This is a genomic window from Legionella quinlivanii (assembly GCF_003265995.1).
GTDB lineage: Bacteria > Pseudomonadota > Gammaproteobacteria > Legionellales > Legionellaceae > Legionella_C > Legionella_C quinlivanii_A.
Genome location: NZ_MVJN01000007.1, coordinates 145,247 through 168,158, shown reverse-complemented (window position 1 = coordinate 168,158; position 22,912 = coordinate 145,247). Strand labels below are relative to the sequence as shown.

Genomic DNA, 22,912 nt, shown 5'->3' with positions numbered 1-22,912 from the left:
ACTGGTTTAGCCTGCATTGCGTTGATGCCTTAGCAATAGATAATTGGCTCTGTTGACCGCATCACCCAGTGCTTTTTCCGGGGTTTTTAAACCAGCGAAGATACTCTCCAGGGCTTCATCATTGGCCGTACGGATTTGGTTTTGCGGCCCCTGATAGTGCTTCATATACTCACTTTGAGGTTTAGCCAGATCTTCTTCTGCAAGGGCAAGAATCGGGTGATGGCTTTCTCGAGCAATACCTGCATAAACACCACTAAGTCCCAATGGGATATACCCAGTATTCAGATGCCATTGCTTCTGTCTTTCCGGTTTGGCAATGAATGCAAAAAAAAGAGCGGTTCCCCGATATACGTCAGGAGATTGACCAGCCACCGCCCATAAGGCAGCTCCGCCGGCGACATTCGTGTGCCTTTCCGTGGAAACTTTTGAATCAATCGGAAGCTTTGCCACGCCCAGGGAGAATGTAAGCATATTCGCTAAACTATTATAAGCACCGGATGACTGGCTGAATAGAGCACATCGACCACTGGTAAATAAGGCGGTAGCGTCGCTGGCTCTTCCTCCATACTCAAAATAATGCAGTCTTTGCCAGCGTTGCAGGCGTTTCAAATGGTTCAGCACTGCCGAGTTATTATAGATTGCATTTCCTTTTGTTCCATCAGTTAACGCCAGACCATGCAGGGCAGAAAAGGATTCAATACTTACCCAGGCAGGATATGCGCTTGTATAACCGCAAATTTGTCCTTTCTGTTTGAGCTGCTCTAACATGTTCTCAAGTTCTTCCCAGGTTTTTGGAAAATTCGCTTGTGAAATCCCAATAGTTCCCAGCAAATCACTGTTATAATAAAGAACTGGAATTGAGGTATTAAACGGCATAGCCTGCAACTCCCCCTTTTCACTATAAAAGGTCCGAACGGAGGGTAGAAAATCCTGCAGGGGAAAATCGATTTGCTGTTCCCGCATGAGCTCTTCTACCGGTTTATGAATGCCCGCAGGCGATAGCATGGTGGCAGTACCTACTTCAAATACCTGAACAATCGCGGGTGGCTTATGAGCACGAAAGGCAGCAGCGAAACTGGTTAAAGAATCCGTATACTCTCCTTTATAAACCGGTTTGATTCGATAATCAGACTGACTCTGATTAAAAGCCTGCACCAGACTTTCAACTTCTTCGCCCAGGTGACCGGCCATCGAATGCCAGAAAATAATTTCAACCGGTTCAGCCCAGGCACTGCCGCCGGTGAAACAGAATATTGCCAGGAGCAGCAGCGTTTTCATGAGAGCAAATCAGGGTAATCACTAAAAACGGCATCGACCCCCCAATCCAGAAGTTTTTTTGCCTGCCGCTTCCAGTTGACGGTATAAACGAACAATCGATAACCATTGTCCTTAATTTCTTTGACCCGTTCTGCAGTTAATATTTTCTTATTCACATGAATAGAATAACAATGCAATTCCCTGGCCTTTTTCAACCATTCATCATCCCAATGATGAAGTAATAAACCTAAAGGAAGCTCCGGGGACAGACTATGACATAAGGAAAGCACATTCAAATCAAAGCTGGATACCAGGGGCATTTCTTTGGATTGAGGCCAATGGCGATTGATATAGGAAAGTACAGTGATTGCCGTCTGCTCTGCAGTGCCGGGATAAGGTTTTATTTCAATGTTTGCGGTGACATTCGAGAATATCAACCATTTAATCAAATCGCGAAAATGCAGAACTTTTTCTGATTTAAACTGCTTTGAAAACCAGCTTCCGGCATCCAGTGTTTTTACATAATCAGCATTAACCAGCCCCAACTCCCCTCGCCCATTGGTGGTTCTTTTGAGATTTTCATCATGAAAAACAAAAGGCTCACCATCAGCTGTAAGCATGATGTCAAATTCAACGGCAGTACAGCCTAAGCTTAATGCTCTGTCAAAAGAGGCCAGAGTATTTTCGGGGGCATATCCAGCCGCCCCCCGATGCCCAATGACACGATTAGGGATTTGCAGGGGCATTGCACACCTTTACTGCTCTGTTTGATCCAGCTTCAACCATTGCACTCATAACCAGCTCATTACTCACGGTTAAGGCTGGCGCCGCTGTGGCTCCCATCACCATCGTATTCAATTCCTTGGCCTGATACGCTCTGGGTTGTACAGGCATGGGATTGTCGCCTTCAATCACATAAAGATTGTTCACGCTATACTGTTGCGAAGTATACACTTTATTCATCCTCGCAAGCTCTTCATTAACCAGTTGATAAAGCTTTTCTCTTAATTGAGATTTTACGGTCTGAACTTCGTCAAGGCTGGGTGTGAAATCAACCCCGTTAATAGTGTAAGTGGCGCCCGGCTTGCTGACATCCTTGGCCAATTGGTAGATATCTGTCAGACTGGCTTGAGGCACTCTGACCTGAGCTGATACAAATAACTTTTCAAGTCCCGAGCTATCCTGTGAGCGATCAAACTGAGTCAGATGCCAATCTCCCGATGCAATTTTACCCAGATTAGTCATAATATCAGCACGAGCTTTGACCAAATCGGCGTTGTTTAATGTAGCATTCACATTGGCAGTCAATAATGCGGACTGAGTAGTCACCCATTGCTTGGCCGAAACCTGGAAAACGATTTTGTCAAGCGGGGCCTGGTTGGAGCAATCGCAGGCCAGAACTCCCTGACTCAATAATGAAAAAGCCAGCATCCCAACAATTTTCTTCATATTTCTCTCCAGTGTATGGAAAAATCAATTTAAACAGTTCAGCGCAAATTGTCCTAGTGTATAACAAGTCTCTTAATTAAGTGAATGAAATTTGTTTCCGTGTCTTAAGCCCTCACCCAAATGTGTTCAAGTAAGGGGCAACATAGTAACTGATTCATAGTTTTCATTGATTTAGTTCCCGAATGGGTCTATAACATGTGCACATGAATTTTCTTGGAGCCCTTTGATGATGTCTGTAGAAACAATAAGAAAAAATGATGCTGTCTCCCCTATTCATGACGATTTTCTGGAATATGCTCTAGGACACGGCTTTGGAGAAGTTCATTTCAAAGTAGACTCTGCAACCGGCATGAAAGCAATGGTTGCCATTCACAATACAAAATTAGGCCCTGCTTTAGGCGGCTGCCGGTTTATCGAATATCCGAACACACAAAGCGCCATCTATGACGCCATGCGTCTCGCTCGAGGCATGAGCTATAAAGCCGCCTCGGTTAATTTACCACTCGGAGGCGGTAAAGCGGTTATTATTAAACCTGCCGGAAATTATGATCGCGAGGCCTATCTTCACGCCTTTGGCGAATTTGTGAATGATCTGGGCGGCAGATACATTACTGCACTCGATAGCGGAACCGAATTAGGGGATATGGATATCATCGCTCAACATACACCCTATGTCGCCAGTTTATCAAGCCACAATGGCGATCCCTCTCCATCGACTGCGAAAGGAGTGCTTAGAGGGATTCAGGCCGCTGTTGAATTCAAATTAGGCAAAAGTAGTCTTTCTGGCTTACATGTTGCTATCCAGGGCCTGGGGCATGTTGGATTTTTACTTGCACGCCATTTGCATGAGCAAGGCGCAATCCTTAGTGTCTCTGATGTCAATCCGGAAGTGGTCGAACGTGCGGTAAAAGAATTTGGCGCTACTGCCGTTTCTACTGATGTCATTCACAAACTTCCTTGTGATGTCTTTGCTCCCTGTGCTCTTGGTGCGATTATTAATGATATGAGTATTGGGCAACTCCAGACGACAATCATTGCCGGTGCCGCCAACAACCAGCTTGCGCATAGTTATCATGGTCAATTACTGCATGAAAAAGGCATCCTTTACGCAGCCGATTATGTGATTAATGCCGGGGGGCTTATCTTTGCAGCGAGCAAATACTTACATACACCGGAAGATTTAGTGAATCAGCAAATCGACAGCATCCGCACTCACTTGCTGGAAATTTTCTCTCGCTCACAAAGAGAAAACCAGCCAACCAGCGTGATTGCCGATACCATCGCTCAGGAAAAATTGGCATAATGTCCTTTTTGCAGAGTTTGTGCCGGGGATAATTAATGAAACAATTACAACTAACGCCGGAATTGTATGATTACATGTTGTCAATTTCGCTGCGCGAACATCCGGCGCTTAAAGCATTACGGGAAGAAACGTCGACAATGATGCTGGCCGCCATGCAGGTGGCACCGGAGCAAGCGCAGTTTATGCAGTTTTTACTGAAAATGCTCGGAGCAAGGAGGGTACTGGAAGTCGGTACCTTCACAGGTTATAGTGCTTTAGCGATGGCTTTGGCTCTTCCTGACGATGGCCGGTTAATCACCTGTGATATCAGCAAAGACTGGACTTCAAAAGCACACCCCTTCTGGGAAGCATCTGGTCAGGCTCATAAAATTGAATTACGCCTGGGTCCCGCGGTAAATACATTGCAGGAGCTGCTCAGTGAAGGCCAGCGTCAATTTGACTTTATTTTCATTGATGCGGACAAAACGAATTATATCAATTATTACGAACTTGCTTTAAAACTTATACAACCAAATGGTGTTATTGCTATAGACAATATCTTTTGGGATGGCAAAGTCATTGACCAGTCTGAAACCGGTGGGCAAACCCGGGAAATAAGACGTCTTAATGAATTACTAAAAAATGACGAGCGAGTGGATACCAGCTTGCTGGCCATTGCCGATGGCTTGTTCCTGATTAAACTCAAACCGGAATAGTCATAAAATGTAGATTTATCGTATTGCGCAGCCAATTTAACAAGGAGTTACTATGCATCACAAGCATTTAGATCACAATCCCTGCGGTTTGGATGGTTTCGCGTTCCTGGAGTTTTCCGCAGAAAATCCCGAGTTATTATACAAGCAATTTGAAGAAATGGGATTCACTGCAATTGCAACTCATAAAACCGAGGATATTGTCCTTTATCAGCAGGGCCAGATTCAATTTATCGTGAATGCCGCGAAAAACACCCAGGCCGAGGAGCATGCCAAAACACATGGCGCAGGTGCATGTGCTATGGGATTTCGCGTCAAAGATGCCAAACAAGCCTATGCTTATGCACTGCAGCATGGAGCCACTGCTTTCCAGGACTGCAAACATGCAGATCACGGCTTATTAGGCATTCAGGCTATTGGTGGCAGCGTCATTTATTTTGTAGACGACAACCACAAACCGTTTACTGATCACTGGAATATCAATAAAGTCGATAATGTGGATGGCACCGGTCTGACATTTATCGATCACCTGACTCATAATGTGTATCGCGGTAACATGGATAAATGGGCGCAATTCTATGCGGAAATTTTCAATTTTTCGCAGATTCGTTTTTTCAATATCAAAGGTAAAATGACTGGTTTAATCAGCCGGGCGCTGGGTAGTCCTTGCGGAAAAATCAAAATTCCTCTGAATGAATCAAAAGATGACCAATCACAGATTGAAGAGTTTTTGCATGAATACCGCGGCGAAGGCATCCAGCACATTGCTTTAAACTCCAATGACATTTGCCACACAGTACAGGCATTACGACAAAATACAGTCAAGTTTTTAGATGTTCCTGACACCTATTATGAAATGATTGACTCGAGAATTCCCTGGCATCGGGAACCTATTGCAAAATTAAAGGAACAGAAAATTCTGATCGATGGTGAAAGGGAAGAGTGCGGCGGCCTGTTGCTGCAGATATTTACCGAGAATGTTTTTGGTCCTGTCTTTTTCGAAATTATTCAGCGTAAAGGCAATGAAGGTTTCGGAGAAGGAAACTTTCAGGCCTTATTTGAAGCGATTGAACGCGATCAGATACGCCGCGGAACTTTGTCAGCCTCTTAATCATATGGCTCATTTTCCTGAATCCCGCGTGTCCCTACATCCCGCGACTCGTTTGGCGTTGTTGCGTAGATGAAGATAGGTGCACAAAAACTGTCTTTGCGAGCGTTAGCGAAGCAATCCAGTTCCTTGCTTTGTTCAAGTTTCGATCTGGATTGCTTCACTTTGTTCGCAATGACGAGAGGTTAATTGCTTGGTTCTATTTACGCAACAACGCCGACTTGTTCGCGGGATCCAAAAACCCAGCAAGAATACAGGACTTTCACTTAAATCCCATTTAACACTCGATAAAAGGAACGCTTTATGAAGTTAGCCAGCCTCAAATCAGAATCCAGAGACGGTGTTCTCTGCATGGTTAATCAATCAGGAACCAAAGCTGTCCGCGTAAGTAATATTGCACAAACATTGCAAAATGCCCTGGAGCGATGGTCTGAAGTAGAAAAACCGCTTGGAGCAATTTATCAGCTTCTCAATGAAGACAAGCTGAGCGAGGCTTTCCCTGTCGATACTCATGAAATGAACTCGCCCCTGCCCCGTGCTTTTCAATGGGCTGACGGCAGCGCTTATGTGAACCACGTGGAGCTGGTTAGAAAAGCGCGCGGCGCTGAACTTCCTGCTAATTTCTGGACCGATCCATTAATGTATCAGGGAGGATCGGATGCATTTCTTGGACCTCGAGATCCTATTCTTGTCCGTGACGAAGCCTATGGCATTGATTTTGAGGCTGAGGTTGCCGTAATTACCGATGATGTTCCGATGGGTGTTACACCGGAGGAGGCTGCAAGGCACATTAAATTACTTATGCTGGTTAATGATGTTTCTTTAAGGAATTTAATACCTGATGAGATCGCCAAAAGTTTCGGCTTTTTCCAATCCAAACCTGCCAGCAGTTTTTCACCTTTTGCAGTAACCCCTGATGAATTAGGCAAGCACTGGGATGGTAATCGTCTGCATCTCCCGCTGATAAGTCACTTAAATGGAACCCTTTTTGGGCAGCCCAATGCAGGCGTGGATATGACCTTCTCTTTTCCACAACTCATTGCTCATGCCGCTAAAACAAGAAATCTCGCTGCTGGGACCATAATCGGGTCGGGCACTGTCTCGAATACCGATAGAACAAAAGGTTCTTCCTGTATCGCAGAACGGCGCATGCTTGAGATTCTGGAACAGGGAAAACCCAGGACCCCATTTATGCAGTTTGGAGATCGTATCCATATTGACATGCTTGATGAGCATAAACAGTCAATTTTTGGCGCGATTGACCAGATTGTCAAACCGTATACTGGAAAAGGTGAATAGTGAAACTTTATGATTACTATCGCTCCACAGCGAGTTATCGAGTGCGGATCGCTTTAAATATAAAGAACATAAGCTATGAAAAAATAGCTGTTCATCTGGTTAATAACGGAGGCGAACAACACCATCCGGACTATTTGAAACTTAATCCGCAGGGTCTGGTTCCTACCTTAGATGAACACGGTCATATTGTAACCCAGTCATTAGCGATTATTGAATATCTGGATGAAATATCTCCCAGTCCTCCCCTTCTGCCGGCCACACCTTTCGGCCGGGCTCAAGTGAGAAGCCTGGCTTTGCTAGTAGCCTGCGATATGCACCCATTGAATAATCTGCGTGTATTAAATCAGCTTCGCAGCCAGTTTAAAGCCTCTGATGAGGAGATTAGCCAGTGGTACCATCATTGGCTGAGAGAAGGTTTTGATGCATTTGAAAGGCGTTTATCGACTATACCTCATAAACATCAGCTTTGTTATGGCAATGAAGTCAGTCTTGCCGATATTTGTCTCATACCGCAGGTTTTCAATGCCAGACGCTTTGGCTTTGCGATGGATGAGTATCCGCTAATCAACGAAATAGAAGCCTATTGTCTTAGCTTGCCTGCATTTAAAAATGCAGCCCCCATAACAGACTGCTAATGAAAAAACCCCTTTGCTTTCGCAGAGGGGCTTTTAAGAGGGTTCTGTGAACTTTTGCCTGGGTTACCAGTTCATCACATGGAAATTACCATTGAATGCCTGAAAGCCGTGAGCAAGCATGAAGACACCTAAAAGGCCCACCAGAACCATAATCAAATAGTAAGAACTACCGGAATAGACTCTTTGTGCAATGCCTAGCATATTCTCTGGAAACGCCAACCAAAGGATAGATTTAATAACGATTAGCCATGCAATCAGGGTAACCAGGATTTCATAATCCCACTCCCAGATATTATGAATCACTAACATTATTAACCCGAAAATCAGCGAAAATGATGCCCCAACCAGTATCCATCCGCTATTCGTTCCAACCCGTTTTATCAAATCCTGATAATACGCTCCCCTGGCAATCATAATTAGTGAAACAATTACCAGATAAAGCCCTAAAATCTGTTCGATTAGCAAAGTGTGAAATGGTACAGTAATCATGGTTAGCTCCCTTAGCCTATTATTACTAAGTGTAGTATAGATTAGCGAGCCGTTGAAAAATAAGTTAAATTGAAGGAAAACCCCTCGCTGTGCCCAGCCAGTCAGGGCTGCAATTAAAACCAGGCTTTACTAATCAAAACGGTATCTACCTGTCCGTTAGGCTCACGCTTTAACATGCTCCATTCCGCTTTACAGCGTTGTAAATGCCCCATCAGAATACTTTGATTCTCACAGCGGTAATGAATAGGCAAACCATCGAACATCTCTCCCTCATCGACCGCTTTGCATTTTTCCCCAGTCGACAGCTCAACCACCCAGGGATAGGTCCGCGAAAGATCAAGACTTGCCTGCGCTAAATCCATTGTGGCATGCCTTAATTTAATTTCAACCGATTGTGTACTCCAGGGACTCTCCGGACAGAATGCCTGCGTTTTTTTGCCATAGGGTTTAATAAAGCAGGGATCAAAGGTTTGGCCGCCTGCCACACAACGCCAGGCATCCTCGCGCTTGATACGTTGCGACTGTTGGACACATTCACCTGTGTAACTTGCTGCAATAGGGGCCACCGGCAAGCCTTCAACGCCTTCAAACGGGTGATAAAACTCAAGTTCAGTATCCATTGCAATGGCATTAATAGCATTAATGAGCATAAAAATCGTCATTACGAAGCGCAACATGGATTCCCCCATCTGTTATATTTGGTATATTATTCTGTTTTTGCCACAAACCAATTACGATACTGTAATTCATATATGGCTATCATTTGTTTTTGGAGTACATCATGACAGAGGTTTATACGATAAAACAATGCCTTGAAGGTGAAATTAGTGTGGACGAAACCGTTTGCGTTCGAGGCTGGGTTAAAACGCGAAGGGATTCAAAAGCTGGAGTCTCTTTTGTCAGCCTCCATGATGGCTCCTGTTTTGCACCCATTCAGCTGGTCGCTTCCGAGCAATTGCCTAATTATCAAAGTGAAGTCCTGAAATTAACTGCCGGTTGCGCTCTTATAGCGAAAGGCAAACTGGTGACCTCCCAAGGCAAGGGACAATCTTTTGAAATTCAGGTTGAGCACCTTGAAGTCGTTGGGTGGGTAGAAAATCCTGAAAGTTATCCTATTCAGGCCAAACGGCACACCCTTGAATTTCTGCGCGATGTTGCACATCTTCGCCCCCGTACCAATACTATCAGCGCAGTAACCCGTATTCGGCATTGCCTTGCCCAGGCAATTCATCGATTTTTTCATGAGCGTGGCTATTTCTGGGTTCATACTCCAATAATCACAGCAAGTGATTGCGAAGGCGCAGGGGAAATGTTCAGGGTCAGCACGCTTGATTTGATGAATTTACCGCACAGTGCAAATGGCAAGATTGATTTTTCCAAAGACTTTTTCGGACGAGAAGCATTTCTGACCGTATCCGGACAGCTCAACGTGGAAGCTTATTGCCTGGCGTTGTCGAAAGTGTACACCTTTGGGCCCACTTTCCGAGCTGAAAACTCAAACACCAGCAGACACCTGGCAGAGTTCTGGATGGTTGAGCCTGAAATCGCCTTTGCCGATTTAAGCGACATTGCCAGATTAAGCCAGGAAATGCTGCGCTATTTGTGTAAGGTGGTTCTCGATGAACGTTCAGATGATATGGCATTCTTCAATCAATTTGTAGCGCCTGGCTGCATTGAACGCCTGGAAAATATCGTTGAATCTGAATTTGAAGTAATGTCTTATACCGATGCCATCAGCGCCTTACAGAAAGCTGACAAAACCTTTGACTACCCGGTTTCCTGGGGATTGGATTTACAATCAGAGCATGAGCGTTATATTGCGGAAGAGCTTTGTAAAAAACCGGTGATTATCACTGATTATCCCAAAGAAATTAAAGGATTTTATATGCGCCTTAATGAGGATGGCCGCACGGTTGCCGCAATGGACGTTCTTGCACCAGGTATCGGCGAAATCATTGGCGGTAGCCAGCGCGAAGAACGCCTGGATGTCCTGGATCAACGTATGGATGAGTGCAAACTCAGCAAACAGGATTATAACTGGTATCGCGACTTGCGCCGCTATGGCACCGTACCTCATGCCGGTTATGGGTTAGGATTCGAGCGGTTAATAAGCTACGTGACCGGTGTTGGCAACGTAAGAGACGTAATCCCCTTCCCGCGTACACCAGGTAACGCGAATTACTAAATTTTTGTAGATTGCGCCCTTGACCCAAGCAAACGGGTTGAACCACTTCTGAACTCAATGTTGGGCCAAGGGCCCAACCTGCAAAAATTACTTAACTTAATGGTTGGGAAATCACTTAAGCACGATTGATAATCCTAAGCTAAAACCCCATCCTGAATTGTGTTTACCTTACTCATTCTGGAAGCTAGCTGCTGATCATGGGTGACAATAACCAGCGCCGTATTCAGTGACTGATTCAGTTCCAGCATAAGTTCAAACACGCGCTGAGCGGTTCCCTGATCCAGATTCCCTGTAGGCTCATCCGCTAATACAAAATGAGGTTTGTGCACTAATGCCCTGGCTATCGCAACACGCTGCCGCTCTCCGCCCGAAAGTTGAGAGGGCTTATGAGTGACTCTATTCTTCAACCCTACTTTTTCAAGCATTGAATAGGCTTCAGATTCCGCCTCTTGCACGGATTTATCGCCGAGCAACAAGGTCATTGCGACATTTTCAAGCGCCGTGAATTCGGGTAGAAGATGATGGAATTGATAAACAAAGCCCAGATGCTGGTTACGCAAATGACAACGCTGCTTTTCCGAAAGGCTTTGCCAGTTTTTGTTGTCAATTGACACCTCGCCTCCACTGGGCTTGTCCAATCCCCCCAGCAAATGCAGCAAGGTGCTTTTTCCCGAGCCGGAGGGGCCAATAATGGCCAGACTTTCACCCTGATTTACTGACAGATTAACCCCTTTCAATACGTCAACTGTGGCCGTTCCATCATGATAGGATTTGCTTAGATTACTACAGGATAAATTAATCTTACTCATAATGAAGCGCCTCCGCAATCACGGTTTTTGATGCCCGCCAGGCTGGATAGATCGTAGCCAGAAAACTCATAGTCAACGCTGCGGCACAAATTTTAACTAAATCGCTGATCATAATTTTTGAAGGCAGATAATCTACGAAGTAAATGCTTGAAGATAGAATCCTTGTATCAAAAAAAGCTTGCAGCCAATTGACTATCGCTGTGGCGTTACTAGCTAAAATAATACCGCCCACAAGGCCTATCAAGGTTCCAATGACCCCCACCAGCATTCCCTGAACAATAAATGTCCATAAGATAACACTTGGAGTCGCACCAATAGTTCTCAAAATGGCAATTTCTGATTGCTTGTCATTGACGACCATTACCAGCGAAGAGACCAGATTGAATGCAGCCACACCAATGATTAGCAAAAGAATGAGGAACATCATCGTTTTTTCCATTTTGACAGCGTCAAAAAAAGCTCCAAACTGATCCGTCCAATTACCTACCTGATATTCATCCCCCAGTTTAGCCGCAATAGTCTCGGATAGTTTGGGCGCATTATAAATATTATTGATCTTCAGCTTAAGCCCGGTTACATCATTGCCAAGCTGCATCAGTTTTTGCGCATCATTCAGGTTGATAAAGGCCAGTTTCGTATCAAAATTAAAGCCATTTCCAGCTGAAAATACCCCCTCGACTGTAAATCGCTTAAAACGCGGGATCATCCCTGCTGGAGTAACCGTAGCCTGGGGTATCATGATAGTGACTTTGTCACCAATCATCACTCCCAGATTGTCCGCCAGACCTCGTCCAAGAATAATACCGAAATTTTTCAGATTACGGAGATCGCCAATTAACATCTTTTCCTTGATGTGGCTCACTTTTTCTTCAAGCTCAGGATCAACTCCGGTTAATATAATAGGTAATACCTGCCCCTCATTAGTCAACAATCCCTGACCGCCCACAAAAGGCACAATGGCTTTAATACCAGGAACATTGCTTAATTTTTTTTCAAGAGCAGGCCAGTCACTAATCTTTCCATCGCGGCCAGTCACAGTAATTTCAGGGGCCATACCAAAAAAACGCCGGTGGATTTCGACATCAAAGCCATTCATCACCGAAAGTACCGTAATTAAAACCATAACGCCCAAGCCAATCCCCAACATGGAGCTCAGGGATATAAATGAGACGAAATGATTTTTTTTCCTGGCACGTGTATAGCGTAAACCAATATAAAGCGGGAGCGGTTTGAACATAGGCATTTTTTCTTTATTAAAAGAACATTGTAGTGAAAATTTGCCTGCTAAGATAGACTCAGCCTCTTCTTGGACTGGAAATCTGGTTCTGGAGTGATTCCTTGAGTGCTTTCGCATGGTCACTGGAGCCGCCCAAACTGAATGGAGGCGCTTTTAATCGCACAATTTTAAGTTGCTTATTGTAAAGATTTAAAGCCTCATTTTCGGCATAGGTCACCTGGCTTGGAGTAAGAAGCGCTTTCACCTCGACTCCAAGTTCATTCTTCATAGTACTGATATCAGCAAGATTAAAGGGATTGGATAAAGCCAGGCCCTTCCCGAAATACACATTGTTAATCGCCGCCTGAGAATCATCCTCGCATAATTCGGCCATTCGTAAATACTGCCAGGTGAGTTGATAAGCCGCTATGATCATGTCGCTATTGCATGCCCCCTTCAGCTCCCTTGCTAAAAATAGATTAGTGTTCGCCAGCAACAAAAGACCGGGGGTTCGATGTTTCATCAGCATCGAACTCCAGGTCTTTAATATTTCGCTTAATTTCACCGTGGTGTTTTGCACCTCAGAGCGGCTCACCTGATGTGCTTCAATCTCTAAACCATTAACCGCTGTTTGAAATGCCTGGCAGGACCCGTAGCTCATTGCCAGATTTAAATATTTAAGAAAGGCTTTTTCCTGATTTTGTGCCTTCAAACTTACTGCCGAATAGTAAAGCCCTAGCCCGAGAACCAGCTCGCGATCAGAAAAATCAGTCTGCTTTTGCAGCTTGAATTCAGGAATATCCCACAAACTCAATTTCTCGCGATGCAGCTGCCAAAGGCTTTCAAATGCCCGTCCATCAAGCGCTGCTCTGGGAGTTCTGTCATTCACATAGAAAAGGGAAAGCTCATAAAACGTACAATTAGATAACTCAGAAATAATCTCTTTGACAGGAACTTCCGGTAAATTTAACTGCTTTAAAATCCTTTTTTTGTCGATTGGCATGACTGCTCGCATTTGTAACTATTTGTATACAGTGTAGAACTTTTTTATCTTTATAGCACACGTATTTTATTTCACCGACTATAGTTATAGAAAGAATCTTATGGGAATACGTGTTATATGGACGCTACACAAAAAAATCGCATAATGACCCGCTTCTTGAAAGAGATTAGTGTCAACAAAGGAGTTGTTATTCTGCCTGAGCAGTTGGCCCAATACGGAGATCTGGATGCCGCGCTTGAATCAATTGAAGCCAATGGAGTTGGGGTCATTGATTATCATACGGTTGAAAACAACCCCGGAGAATGGAATCGACTGAAAGATATCCTGATGAGAAACGTCAAATTTGCTGAGGGAAGCCCTCCAAGACCCACAGGCTACGATGCCCCGGGTCTTCTTAGCCGAATCGCGTTCTGGCGAAGAGACGATCAATTAAGCGCCCTGCCGCAAAATGATTACTATAATCGCAGAACGGTCACAAGCCCAGACAGCGTAGAACTAACCCAGTTAAAAGCTGTTGCCCGCGCCAAAATGGAACCCATTATTAAACAATTCCTTCACAGAGATCACGCCTTTAATGCAGCGAATGACGGTCATGTCAAATCGGTTATTGCTCAACTGGAAAAGCGTTTGAAAACACTGACCGAAGGCACTGAGGAATATAATAAGGACAAACAGCGTCTGGATATGGTGAAGGATCTGGATAAGATCAATAATTTGAAACTGATTTCCGTTCCTGACGAGATGGGAGGTTCAACTCCTTATTGCGAACTCGCTGAAAGCGCCGGAGGAGTAACCGAAAAGGCGTCTTTAGTCAGTCTTGCTACAGTCAGGCAACAGTTAGGGAATCTGCGAGATGGAAATCCAACCAATCGCGCCACCTATACCGCCGCCAGAGGAAACTTCAAACTGGGCACCGAGGCGATTATCAAGCTTCCCAAGCATGGTGAAATCGTCGAAGTACAGCGCGAAGCGATGGCTTTGAACGTATCCAGAATGCTGGGACTGGATACTACCCGGGCAACAACAATGACTCATAATGGCCAACCTGCACTGTTTGTTCCCTTCGATAATATAAGGCTAATGAAAGACTTTGCGCGCGGAAAAACATTCACACCGCTTACCTCCAGCAAAACCTACGAGCATTACTCTACATTGAACCCAGTGGGGGCGGGCCTTCACTCGAATGAATATATTGACGATTTTGGGCCTTCACTCGGCCTGTTTTATCTGTGCAGCGATACGGATGCGATGGGTGGATATAACCAGAATAAGGCATTGCGCGATGCCCGCAGTCTCTTTGTGTTCGATCAGGTGATTATGGGAAAAGACAAGCTGGGTCTGGACTCCAGGTTGAGCATGCAGCCAATTGAAACCATCGTCAAGCATACTCGTCATGGACAGGGAAGAAATCGCACGCTGATTGAAGATTCATCCTTTAATGCCAAATTTGACAGCCTTGAGCAATTACGCAGACGGGGAACTTTACTTGCTCAGTATGCGGATCGTGTATCCTATCAGCACGGCCAGCGGGAACAGCAGTTGAATCGGCTATTACAGCGCAGGGATTTAACAACTACTCAGCGAAATGCTGCAGAGAAAGAACTAAAAGAAGTAAAAACGCTAAAGAAGGACGCCACTGATTTACGAGCTGTAATCATTGAGCGTATTAAAAAAATTGACAGTGTATTCCCCAAACACAAGGCGGCAGAAATCAGCCGTGTGGAACTCAGACAAAGTCTTGTTCTTGAAAAACTGCTTCATAACCCGGTGTTGTTTACCTCTCAGGGAAGACCCTATAAACATCCGTGGACCAACCGACAAGCCAATCCGGTTAAATCGGTTGATGCTATTGACGGCGGTCGAGTTATGCTGACTTTTGGTAAAGACGTGTCACCAGAGATGATCGATTATCTAAAACGTCAGGGCGCAGGCGCCTCTTTGAATTTACGAGGGAATCGTCAACTCATTATCAGTCGAGCTGATCTGGCCAACCTGAATGAAAAAATGCTTCATCCTGAGGCGCAAGCAGCCTATGCCCATGATAAGCACTACCTTGATCTTCGCGACTTGCGAACCATGAGCACTGCCTACGAAGCGGGTAATAAAGAAACGATATTGGCCAGTGTTGAGAGTTATCATCGGATTATGGCCAGCCATATTCCGGCGTCTCAAAAAATCAAGGCCATGCAAACCACCCAAAAGGAGATTCAGGACGCTATCAACGGCACAGAAAACAAAGGGTTGGGCTCACATGTAATGAAAAAACTGCAGTTTGATATGCAGCAAAAATTGCAGGCAATGATTTCTCCACTCGAAATGCCGGCCAACCTGACTGCTGCTTTCAACGCCGCGGTTAAACTGGATAGAGTCGCTGAGTTTAACAAAGTGGTGCAAGAGGCGATTAGCAAGAATCGAGTAACCTCACCTGCGTTTACCAGTTTCCTGACTGACTGCGTTCAACGCGCTGCTGCGGCTACCAATCACTTTGAAGCCGTTGCAAGAAGCCAGGAATTAAGTGATCAGTCGGCTGCTGTTTTGATACAGCTAAATCAGCCAGCCCCTTCATTAGTAATTGATGATGTGAGTGACGACGAGGAAGAAATACAAGTAATGCCGGTTAGTCTGGTGGAAATAAGGAGTGGCGAACAACAAGTACAAAGAGAGCTTTTGAGTGATGCAAGAGCACCAACTACGATCGTAACACCAACCGATGGTACAGTAAATGAGAAACCTGAAGATCCCAGAGTTGATGTTTCTGTTTAATTATGTCTGTGCTTAACCTAAATGGATTTGGAGTGATTATGCCTGTACATGAACGAAGACAACATTTTAGAATTGATGATCAAGTCTATTTTGATTATAAAATCCTTCAACCGGGAAGCCTTTGCTCTGACAAGTCTCTTACCGAGGAGTTACTGGGTCAAAGCGGCCAACGTTTTCTGGAGACAACTCAATATTTTCAGACAATTGATTATGAATTAGCTGAACTGACTCAGGCATTGGCCTTAAAAGAGCCTGCGCTAACCCATTATCTTAATCTCATAAACGCTAAAATTGACTATCTCGCCCGCCATTTACTCATGGGCGATAAAATTCACTTGCGTAAAGTGAATATCAGTCTTGGCGGTATGGCTTTTAAGACTAAGGAACGTATTAAAGAAAAAACACTTCTCAAACTGGTGATCTATACTAAACCCAAAATGGTTCCTATTGTAGTGGATGCCATCTGCGTTTACAGCCAGTATTTAAGTGAGGATTTGTATCGCACTGCAGTGCAGTTTGATGCGCTTTTACCGGAGCAGGAACAACTTCTCTCACAGCATATTATGCTGGCGCAAGTAAAATGCCGTGCTGATTGAGGTTGATATTTGATACACTGACAGGGTTTGTTGGCAAGAAAAATAATGCAAAAGGACGTGTAGTTCTTTTGTTTTTTTCAAAAACTGCTTGCCAGCAATCATAGCTGTCAATAATTAGAATTTGGAATTTGCTTATGACTTATCAGGTATTTTGTTTAAAACTAAAAAACGAGGCCGAAGGCCTTGAGAAACAACCATTTCCCGGCGCCTTAGGAGAAAAAATACGGAATAATATTTCCAAACAGGCCTGGAACATGTGGCTCTCCCATCAAACGATGTTAATTAATGAATACCGTTTAAGCCTTATTGATCCCAAAGCCCGGGAGTTCTTAACCCAGGAAATGGAAAAGTTTTTATTCGGCGAAGGATCAGAACGGCCTGCCGGCTATACTCCAAGAGAATAAATAATATGTTTCACAAGCTGTTACAGATCGATCCGGAAGTGGCAGATGCCATTATTAATAACGAGCCAGTCGTGGTGCTGGAATCAACATTAATCTCTCATGGGATGCCTTATCCCGAAAATCTGGAAACAGCTCGTATCATTGAGGATACCATCCGAACGCTTGGAGCAATCCCCGCAACCATTGCATTACACCGTGGACGAATCCATATTGGAACCAGTGATACGCTCATGGAAGAGCTTGCCCAATCTCCTCACACAATAAAAGCATCCCGCAGTGATATTGCCTTTGTGCTCAGTAGAAAGCTCACTGCCAGTACTACAGTGGCGGCAACCATGTTTTGCGCTCATCTGGCAGGCTTGCCGATATTTGTTACTGGGGGTATTGGAGGCGTCCATCAGCAGGTCATCGAAAATTTTGATATTTCTGCGGATCTTATTGAATTGTCTACGACACCGGTAACTGTCGTGTGCTCAGGGGCGAAATCGATACTTGATTTACCCAAAACACTCGAAAAACTTGAGAGCTATGGGGTACCTATTGTCGGTTATCGCACCAACGAATTCCCCGCTTTTTATAGTCATTCCAGCGGCTTACCCCTGGTTCATCGCCTGGACAAGCCACAGGAAATCGCGGAGTTACTGTATTACCAACATCAGCTGGGAATGAGAAATGGAATTGTAGTTGCCAATCCCATTCCAAGAGGCGATGAAATTCCAGAAGCTCAAATTAATCCGGTTATCCAACAGGCAAGAGCCGAGGCAAAAGGCCTGCAGGGAAAATCAATCACCCCCTTTCTTTTAAAACGCATTAATGAATTGACTGCTGGCGAAAGTTTGCGTGCAAATATTGAACTCATCAAAAATAATGCCTCCCTGGGAGCACAAATAGCCATTTGCTATTATCAACAGTTAAAACATTTAAACATCTAGCAAACCAATATCAATCCAAGTAGACTCAATTTAAATCAATTTAATGGGTGTTTTTTCAACAGCTTAATTAATTTTATAAATTTCTCAATTATTCTATTGACTTCAAACCCAACTCAGAGTTTAATAGCAACCTCTTGATGGCCAGATAGCTCAGTCGGTAGAGCAGAGGACTGAAAATCCTCGTGTCGGCAGTTCGATTCTGCCTCTGGCCACCATTATTAAATGCCTTATAAACGAAAATGGAAAAGTTTATAGGGCACTCACGCAAAACCTCAGCAATGGATAATTAATAAAGGAATACCAATGAATTGGACCAGTGTACTAATTTGCGCAACTATTGGTGCCGCATGTTCAGCTGTTAGATATTTTATTTCCAAACAAAAATCAACAACCATTTCAGTACTTGCTTTAATCGCCCTGCCAGTCACACTCTACTTGTTTAGCCCATATATTTCGAATACAGTCAAAGCATCCAAGCTTGAGGAAAAGTATAAAGAAAATCCGCTTTTAAATACAATTTCGAAAAAACATCCAGAGGAATTTAAAGAGTTCATCACTATCTCGAAAAAAGCTGTATACAATCATGAACCGACAGCAACCATAGATGGTTACACCATCTCTTTAATCAGGCGTGTATTTAGCAAACATCTTAATACAGCTTCCGATGAAGCAATTTTCAGATTAATAACTGCCCAGCGCGATATTTATCAAATTTTACTTAAAGAACATCCCGAAGACATTGTAAAAATAGAACTGAATCAAATAGATGACTCGGTAGTCCATTTAGAAGAGTTATACCCCCATTTAACGGAGAAAATACAGAAAATAGAAGAAGAAGTGATTCTCTCAGAAAATACAGTAAAGACTCCTATTGATGACACACTCGCCAAGAAAAAATTAGCCATCATTTATTCTAATCTTGAGAAACAATTTGGCGAGCAAAATGTATTTATGACTTTTACCTTGCCCAAATCTCTTCCTGCGGCGACGTCTGCGCAAATAATTTTTTCCTATTACCAGGCCTTGCTAGATTGCGGTAAAGAAGATACTGCATTGATTGCTAAATATACTATGGCCGCCTAAGAGGAAACCCGGTTGTCGCAAGGCGCCAACCAGGCTACGCTGCTGAATTTAGGTGATTAAATCTGAAATTTCGGGGATACCTTGGTCAGAAAAAGACTGATAAGGCAGATTTAATATTAAAATAACTGAATTAGTTTTGATGTAACCAATCAATTGACTATAACTACTTATTGATTTGGAATTTTGACTGATTGTAAGTAAAATCCGCTTAATATTTTAGCGTACTTGGGAATTGTCGTGAAAAAAATCATGTATGCAATATTCTTATGCTGCTTTCTTTTCAATATCAATTATGCAGCTAGTTCCTTTAAGCGATTACCCGAAGATTCATATCTAATGAAACCAACTGGTCCTTGTTGTTGGCATCAACACACCATTTATTAATTTAGTTGAGTTACCCAATAAACATGTCGTTGAACCAGCACATGTTGATATCGATACCATAGATAAATATGTTCAACTCCAGCATTCTGATTTAATCTTTGTTTATCAGCAACTATTTATCAATCAAGCCAATGATACTATCTTTGCAAAAATGGATTTATCTCATATTGGTGGTTTTGGGCACTCAGTTGGTGGATTAACTATATCAAAGGCCATCCATGACGATCCAAGCTTGTTACAAGCAGGATTAACTTTTGATATAGGGATGGACTACTCAGGCGTTTCCAGAAAATCATTCATAATACCTTTTATGCATCAAATAGCCGCAACGAGAAAAGATGTCGAACACCCAGTGCCTATATTTGAACTAGGTGAAAATGGAGACTTGGTAGGCATAGCACCCAATGGAATTGACAAACATTACAGCACCCATGCTAGTTTTACAGACCTATCCACCATACAGGAAACGCCAGTATTTATAACTATAAAGGAATATTTAAAAAAACGAATAGATGATGGCTTTGATTTAGCTTTTCTTTCGCATAGACCATCGCCATCTGAATATGAACATTATCAGAACATCACTTATGTGCTGTATATTGAGAATGACAGTTGGCAATTAGGCTTATATGAAAGTAAACAGCTCATCAAAAACTTTTCCATCCTCTGGATAGCTGCACTCGATGAGGCCCTCAAAAATTTACCCCCAAAACTGCCAGAAGACTTATCGGATGAAGACAAAAAGCCCATTCAAGAAATCATGGTTTCATTTCATCGAATGCTGAACCAGTTATTGGGTGAAGGCGATGGTAGGGAAATAACCCGCGCAATAAATAAAAACTTACTACAATTTTTAAATACGTTCTTGAAACATGAGAAAGATCCTGATTTGAAAACGTGTAAGCCTCTTGTGAAGAATACTTATATCAAATGTGGGCCAGGAAAAGCCTTGGTATGATAATCCAATAATATATGGAACTTGAATTTTTTAACATGAGCATAATTAAATTTCAAAAATTAAGCTATGAAGACGTTCCTATGCTCTTCAAATGGTTTAATTTATCACATGTCCAAGAATACTATTCTCTGCGTTACTGGTCTAAAGATGAGGTGTTGCATAAACTTGAACCATATATAACTGGCGAAAAACCTGTCTCAGGTTTCTTGATAAAAATAGACGATAAAGCTGTCGGCTACATTCAAACCTACAAAGTAATTGACTTCCCTTGGGACAATCAAGATTTGCCAAATGAAATCATTAACAACTCAGCGGGAATAGATTTATTCATTGGCGATGCAGCTTTATTGGGTAAAGGATTTGGATATAAGATAATTGATCAATTTCTCGCCGAAAGTATTTGGCCTGAGTTTAACTATTGTATTGTTGATCCACAGATAAATAATAAACCTGCAATCCGTTGCTATGAAAAACTTGGATTTAAACAACACAAGATAATTGAAACAAAAGATGCGTTAAACATTGATACATATTTAATGCTAATGATAAAACATAAGGATAATATCCTTGCGTAAGTTTTGTGTGATTGAGTAAAGGAGAGCAAATCCAGCGAGGGGGCATTGTGTTACCATCTTTGTCTTTCCCGAGAAAAGACAATCCCTGTTCATTTAATCTAAAACAACCCCCAGCGTATTCACAAAGAACAGGATATTGTTCGCTTTTACTTTTTAAGTTAATAATTTGGGACATTTAAACTCTGTATTTATATGGTTATCCCACTTATCCCAAGTGTCCCAGGGATTTATTAATTGATAGAGAATTAGTATTTTATACTGTTATGGAATTTAGGGATAAGATGCTGGATTTCTCGGGATAAGATAATGGATAATTCGGGATAACATCCTGGATTTTTCGGGATAAACAACGGTATACTTAACAATATAGGATTAGAACCAACTATCAGGCAATTAATGTTTGAAAGAAAATTAACCTCTATTGTTATCGAATTGTTAAAAGAATTCCGCATTGTTTATCTTACCGGACCACGTCAGGCAGGAAAAACCACATTGACTAAATCGATTTCACCTGATTATGGACTTGAATACATTTCATTTGATAATCAAACCATACTTCAATCGGCTCAAAACGATCCAATTGGGTTTATAGACTCTTTTAAAAATAAAAAACTGATATTAGATGAGTTTCAATATATCCCGGAATTAATCCCAGCAATAAAACAAACATCCGATAATCTTTCTGCCACTGAAAAAGGTAAATTTCTTTTAACTGGCTCTGCTGATATTTTCAGATCTGGAAAAACACAGGAAGCTTTACCAGGACACATGGCCAGGCTTGAACTTTACCCTTTATCCTTATCGGAAAAGTTTAATACCCAAAACAACATTATCGATTTATTATGTAACCAAAATTTTAATATCAATTTGATAGACAGCATTGGTCATCAACAATTGGCAGATTTTATCCTTCAAGGCGGCTATCCTGAGGTTCAGGATAAAAGTCCGAGAGGTAAACAGATTTGGTATAATTCTTATCTCGAAGGTCGCTTATTTAAAGATTTTGAAACACTATATGCTGCGCGAGGCGATTATCGCGCCAAATTAAAATCATTAGTTCCCTATCTGGCAGGACTTGCTGGAAATCTTATTAAATACTCGAATATCTCTAATGATCTTGGTCAAGAAGACAAGCTTATAAAGGCTTACATAGAGATTCTTGAATTAATGTTTATTATTAAAATCGTTCCCGCTTACTTAAAAAACAAGGCTAAACGGCAAGCGATTACCATGCCTAAACTTCAAATGATTGATACTGGTTTAGGCTGCAGTCTTCTTGGTATAAAGAATGAAGATCAATTAATAAATAGTTCTTACTTTGGAGGACTCTTAGAAAATTTAATTTTCATGGAATTGTTAAAACAAAATGGTTGGTCAAATGAACAGGTAGAACTTTTTCATTTTCGAGATAAGTATAAAAATGAAGTGGATATCGTGCTAGAGCGAGCCAATAGTCAGATCATTGGAATAGAAGTTAAAGCCTCTGCGACCATAAAGCAACAAGATTTTAAAGGACTAATCAAGCTGGCAGAATTCAATCCGGAAAAATTTCAATATGGTATTGTCTTTTATTCAGGTAAAGAGGTATTACCATTCTCACAAAATAATGTGCAACTCTATGCTATGCCTTTAGGTTTATTTTTAAAATAAAACAACTGGTTCCGAAGAGGTTTTTATATTAAAGATTGGAAACCGGTATAGGTTGGCTTAAACGAAGTGAAGCCCCGACTCACTATGGGAAAAAATGCAATTAGAAATCGATATTGTTATTA

The 22,912-nt window shown here is 42.6% G+C and carries 22 protein-coding genes and 1 tRNA gene; 15 read left to right on the top strand and 8 right to left on the bottom strand.

The features are described from left to right. Window positions 1–6 precede the first annotated feature (6 nt). Genes B1207_RS10540 through B1207_RS10530 form a run of 3 tightly spaced genes read right to left on the bottom strand, consistent with a single transcriptional unit; the run spans window position 7 to window position 2,706 of the window. Complete coding sequence (locus B1207_RS10540; RefSeq protein WP_112219932.1) at window positions 7–1,278, bottom strand: extracellular solute-binding protein; 1,272 nt, start codon at window positions 1,276–1,278, stop codon at window positions 7–9. Further along, the gene (locus B1207_RS10535; protein WP_112219931.1) at window positions 1,275–2,003 is read right to left on the bottom strand and encodes a glycerophosphoryl diester phosphodiesterase; all 729 of its coding nucleotides are present in this window, start codon (window positions 2,001–2,003) and stop codon (window positions 1,275–1,277) included. Before B1207_RS10535 ends, B1207_RS10540 begins: the two co-directional genes overlap by 4 nt. Then, window positions 1,984–2,706 carry a hypothetical protein gene (locus B1207_RS10530; RefSeq protein ID WP_112219930.1) on the bottom strand — a complete coding sequence of 241 codons (723 nt, stop codon included), beginning with the start codon at window positions 2,704–2,706 and terminating at the stop codon, window positions 1,984–1,986. The genes B1207_RS10535 and B1207_RS10530 overlap by 20 nt, the downstream gene beginning before the upstream one ends. Before the next feature lie 226 nt (window positions 2,707–2,932). Between B1207_RS10530 and B1207_RS10525 the strand changes: the two genes are divergently transcribed. The 5 genes from B1207_RS10525 (at window position 2,933) to maiA (ending at window position 7,743) form a co-directional block, all read left to right on the top strand. Beyond that, window positions 2,933–4,009: a Leu/Phe/Val dehydrogenase gene (locus B1207_RS10525; RefSeq protein ID WP_112219929.1), complete on the top strand. Its 1,077-nt coding sequence runs from the start codon at window positions 2,933–2,935 to the stop codon at window positions 4,007–4,009. Between the two features lie 35 nt (window positions 4,010–4,044). After that, on the top strand, window positions 4,045–4,704 hold the full coding sequence (locus B1207_RS10520; protein ID WP_112219928.1) for an O-methyltransferase: 660 nt from the start codon (window positions 4,045–4,047) through the stop codon (window positions 4,702–4,704). 52 nt (window positions 4,705–4,756) lie between these two features. Then, entirely contained in the window at window positions 4,757–5,812 is a 1,056-nt protein-coding gene (hppD, locus tag B1207_RS10515) for a 4-hydroxyphenylpyruvate dioxygenase (RefSeq protein ID WP_112219927.1), read from the top strand. A 300-nt stretch (window positions 5,813–6,112) separates the two neighbouring features. Next, complete coding sequence (locus tag B1207_RS10510) at window positions 6,113–7,108, top strand: fumarylacetoacetate hydrolase family protein (protein ID WP_112219926.1); 996 nt, start codon at window positions 6,113–6,115, stop codon at window positions 7,106–7,108. Then, window positions 7,108–7,743, top strand: a complete 636-nt coding sequence (gene maiA / locus B1207_RS10505) for a maleylacetoacetate isomerase (protein ID WP_112219925.1) — start codon at window positions 7,108–7,110, stop codon at window positions 7,741–7,743. Before B1207_RS10510 ends, maiA begins: the two co-directional genes overlap by 1 nt. Window positions 7,744–7,806: 63 nt before the next feature. Here the strand turns inward: maiA and B1207_RS10500 are convergent, their stop codons facing one another. Further along, the gene (locus B1207_RS10500) at window positions 7,807–8,232 is read right to left on the bottom strand and encodes a hypothetical protein (RefSeq protein WP_058508651.1); all 426 of its coding nucleotides are present in this window, start codon (window positions 8,230–8,232) and stop codon (window positions 7,807–7,809) included. Window positions 8,233–8,345: 113 nt separating this feature from the next. Continuing rightward, entirely contained in the window at window positions 8,346–8,909 is a 564-nt protein-coding gene (locus tag B1207_RS10495) for a hypothetical protein (protein ID WP_253255838.1), read from the bottom strand. A 104-nt stretch (window positions 8,910–9,013) separates the two neighbouring features. On the opposite strand from B1207_RS10495, the gene asnS reads away from it, so the two are divergent. Continuing rightward, window positions 9,014–10,417 (top strand): asparagine--tRNA ligase, encoded by a 1,404-nt coding sequence (gene asnS, locus B1207_RS10490; protein WP_112219924.1) that lies wholly within the window; start codon window positions 9,014–9,016, stop codon window positions 10,415–10,417. Between the two features lie 134 nt (window positions 10,418–10,551). On the opposite strand, the gene lolD is transcribed toward asnS, so the two are convergent. From lolD to B1207_RS10475, 3 genes are read right to left on the bottom strand one after another with little or no spacing between them, the layout of a single operon-like run. Beyond that, on the bottom strand, window positions 10,552–11,226 hold the full coding sequence (lolD, locus tag B1207_RS10485) for a lipoprotein-releasing ABC transporter ATP-binding protein LolD (RefSeq protein WP_112219923.1): 675 nt from the start codon (window positions 11,224–11,226) through the stop codon (window positions 10,552–10,554). Beyond that, window positions 11,219–12,463, bottom strand: a complete 1,245-nt coding sequence (locus B1207_RS10480) for a lipoprotein-releasing ABC transporter permease subunit (RefSeq protein ID WP_112219922.1) — start codon at window positions 12,461–12,463, stop codon at window positions 11,219–11,221. Before B1207_RS10480 ends, lolD begins: the two co-directional genes overlap by 8 nt. Before the next feature lie 58 nt (window positions 12,464–12,521). Next, window positions 12,522–13,445: a DUF5630 domain-containing protein gene (locus tag B1207_RS10475; RefSeq protein ID WP_112219921.1), complete on the bottom strand. Its 924-nt coding sequence runs from the start codon at window positions 13,443–13,445 to the stop codon at window positions 12,522–12,524. 117 nt (window positions 13,446–13,562) lie between these two features. Between B1207_RS10475 and B1207_RS10470 the strand changes: the two genes are divergently transcribed. From B1207_RS10470 to B1207_RS10425, 9 genes are all read left to right on the top strand, one after another. Continuing rightward, entirely contained in the window at window positions 13,563–16,208 is a 2,646-nt protein-coding gene (locus tag B1207_RS10470) for a hypothetical protein (RefSeq protein ID WP_112219920.1), read from the top strand. Window positions 16,209–16,246: 38 nt separating this feature from the next. Next, window positions 16,247–16,804, top strand: coding sequence for a PilZ domain-containing protein (locus B1207_RS10465; RefSeq protein ID WP_112219919.1), 558 nt, complete (start codon window positions 16,247–16,249; stop codon window positions 16,802–16,804). 134 nt (window positions 16,805–16,938) lie between these two features. Then, window positions 16,939–17,208, top strand: coding sequence for an oxidative damage protection protein (locus B1207_RS10460; protein WP_112219918.1), 270 nt, complete (start codon window positions 16,939–16,941; stop codon window positions 17,206–17,208). A gap of 5 nt (window positions 17,209–17,213) precedes the next feature. Further along, window positions 17,214–18,140, top strand: a complete 927-nt coding sequence (locus B1207_RS10455; RefSeq protein WP_112219917.1) for a pseudouridine-5'-phosphate glycosidase — start codon at window positions 17,214–17,216, stop codon at window positions 18,138–18,140. Window positions 18,141–18,279: 139 nt separating this feature from the next. Then, window positions 18,280–18,355 (top strand) — tRNA-Phe (locus tag B1207_RS10450). Window positions 18,356–18,443: 88 nt separating this feature from the next. Continuing rightward, complete coding sequence (locus B1207_RS10445) at window positions 18,444–19,223, top strand: hypothetical protein (RefSeq protein WP_112219916.1); 780 nt, start codon at window positions 18,444–18,446, stop codon at window positions 19,221–19,223. 535 nt (window positions 19,224–19,758) lie between these two features. Then, window positions 19,759–20,565 (top strand): hypothetical protein, encoded by an 807-nt coding sequence (locus B1207_RS10440; RefSeq protein ID WP_112219915.1) that lies wholly within the window; start codon window positions 19,759–19,761, stop codon window positions 20,563–20,565. 35 nt (window positions 20,566–20,600) lie between these two features. Continuing rightward, window positions 20,601–21,140, top strand: coding sequence for a GNAT family N-acetyltransferase (locus tag B1207_RS10435; RefSeq protein ID WP_172458279.1), 540 nt, complete (start codon window positions 20,601–20,603; stop codon window positions 21,138–21,140). A gap of 396 nt (window positions 21,141–21,536) precedes the next feature. Then, entirely contained in the window at window positions 21,537–22,790 is a 1,254-nt protein-coding gene (locus tag B1207_RS10425) for an ATP-binding protein (RefSeq protein ID WP_112219912.1), read from the top strand. The last annotated feature ends 122 nt before the right edge of the window (window positions 22,791–22,912 follow it).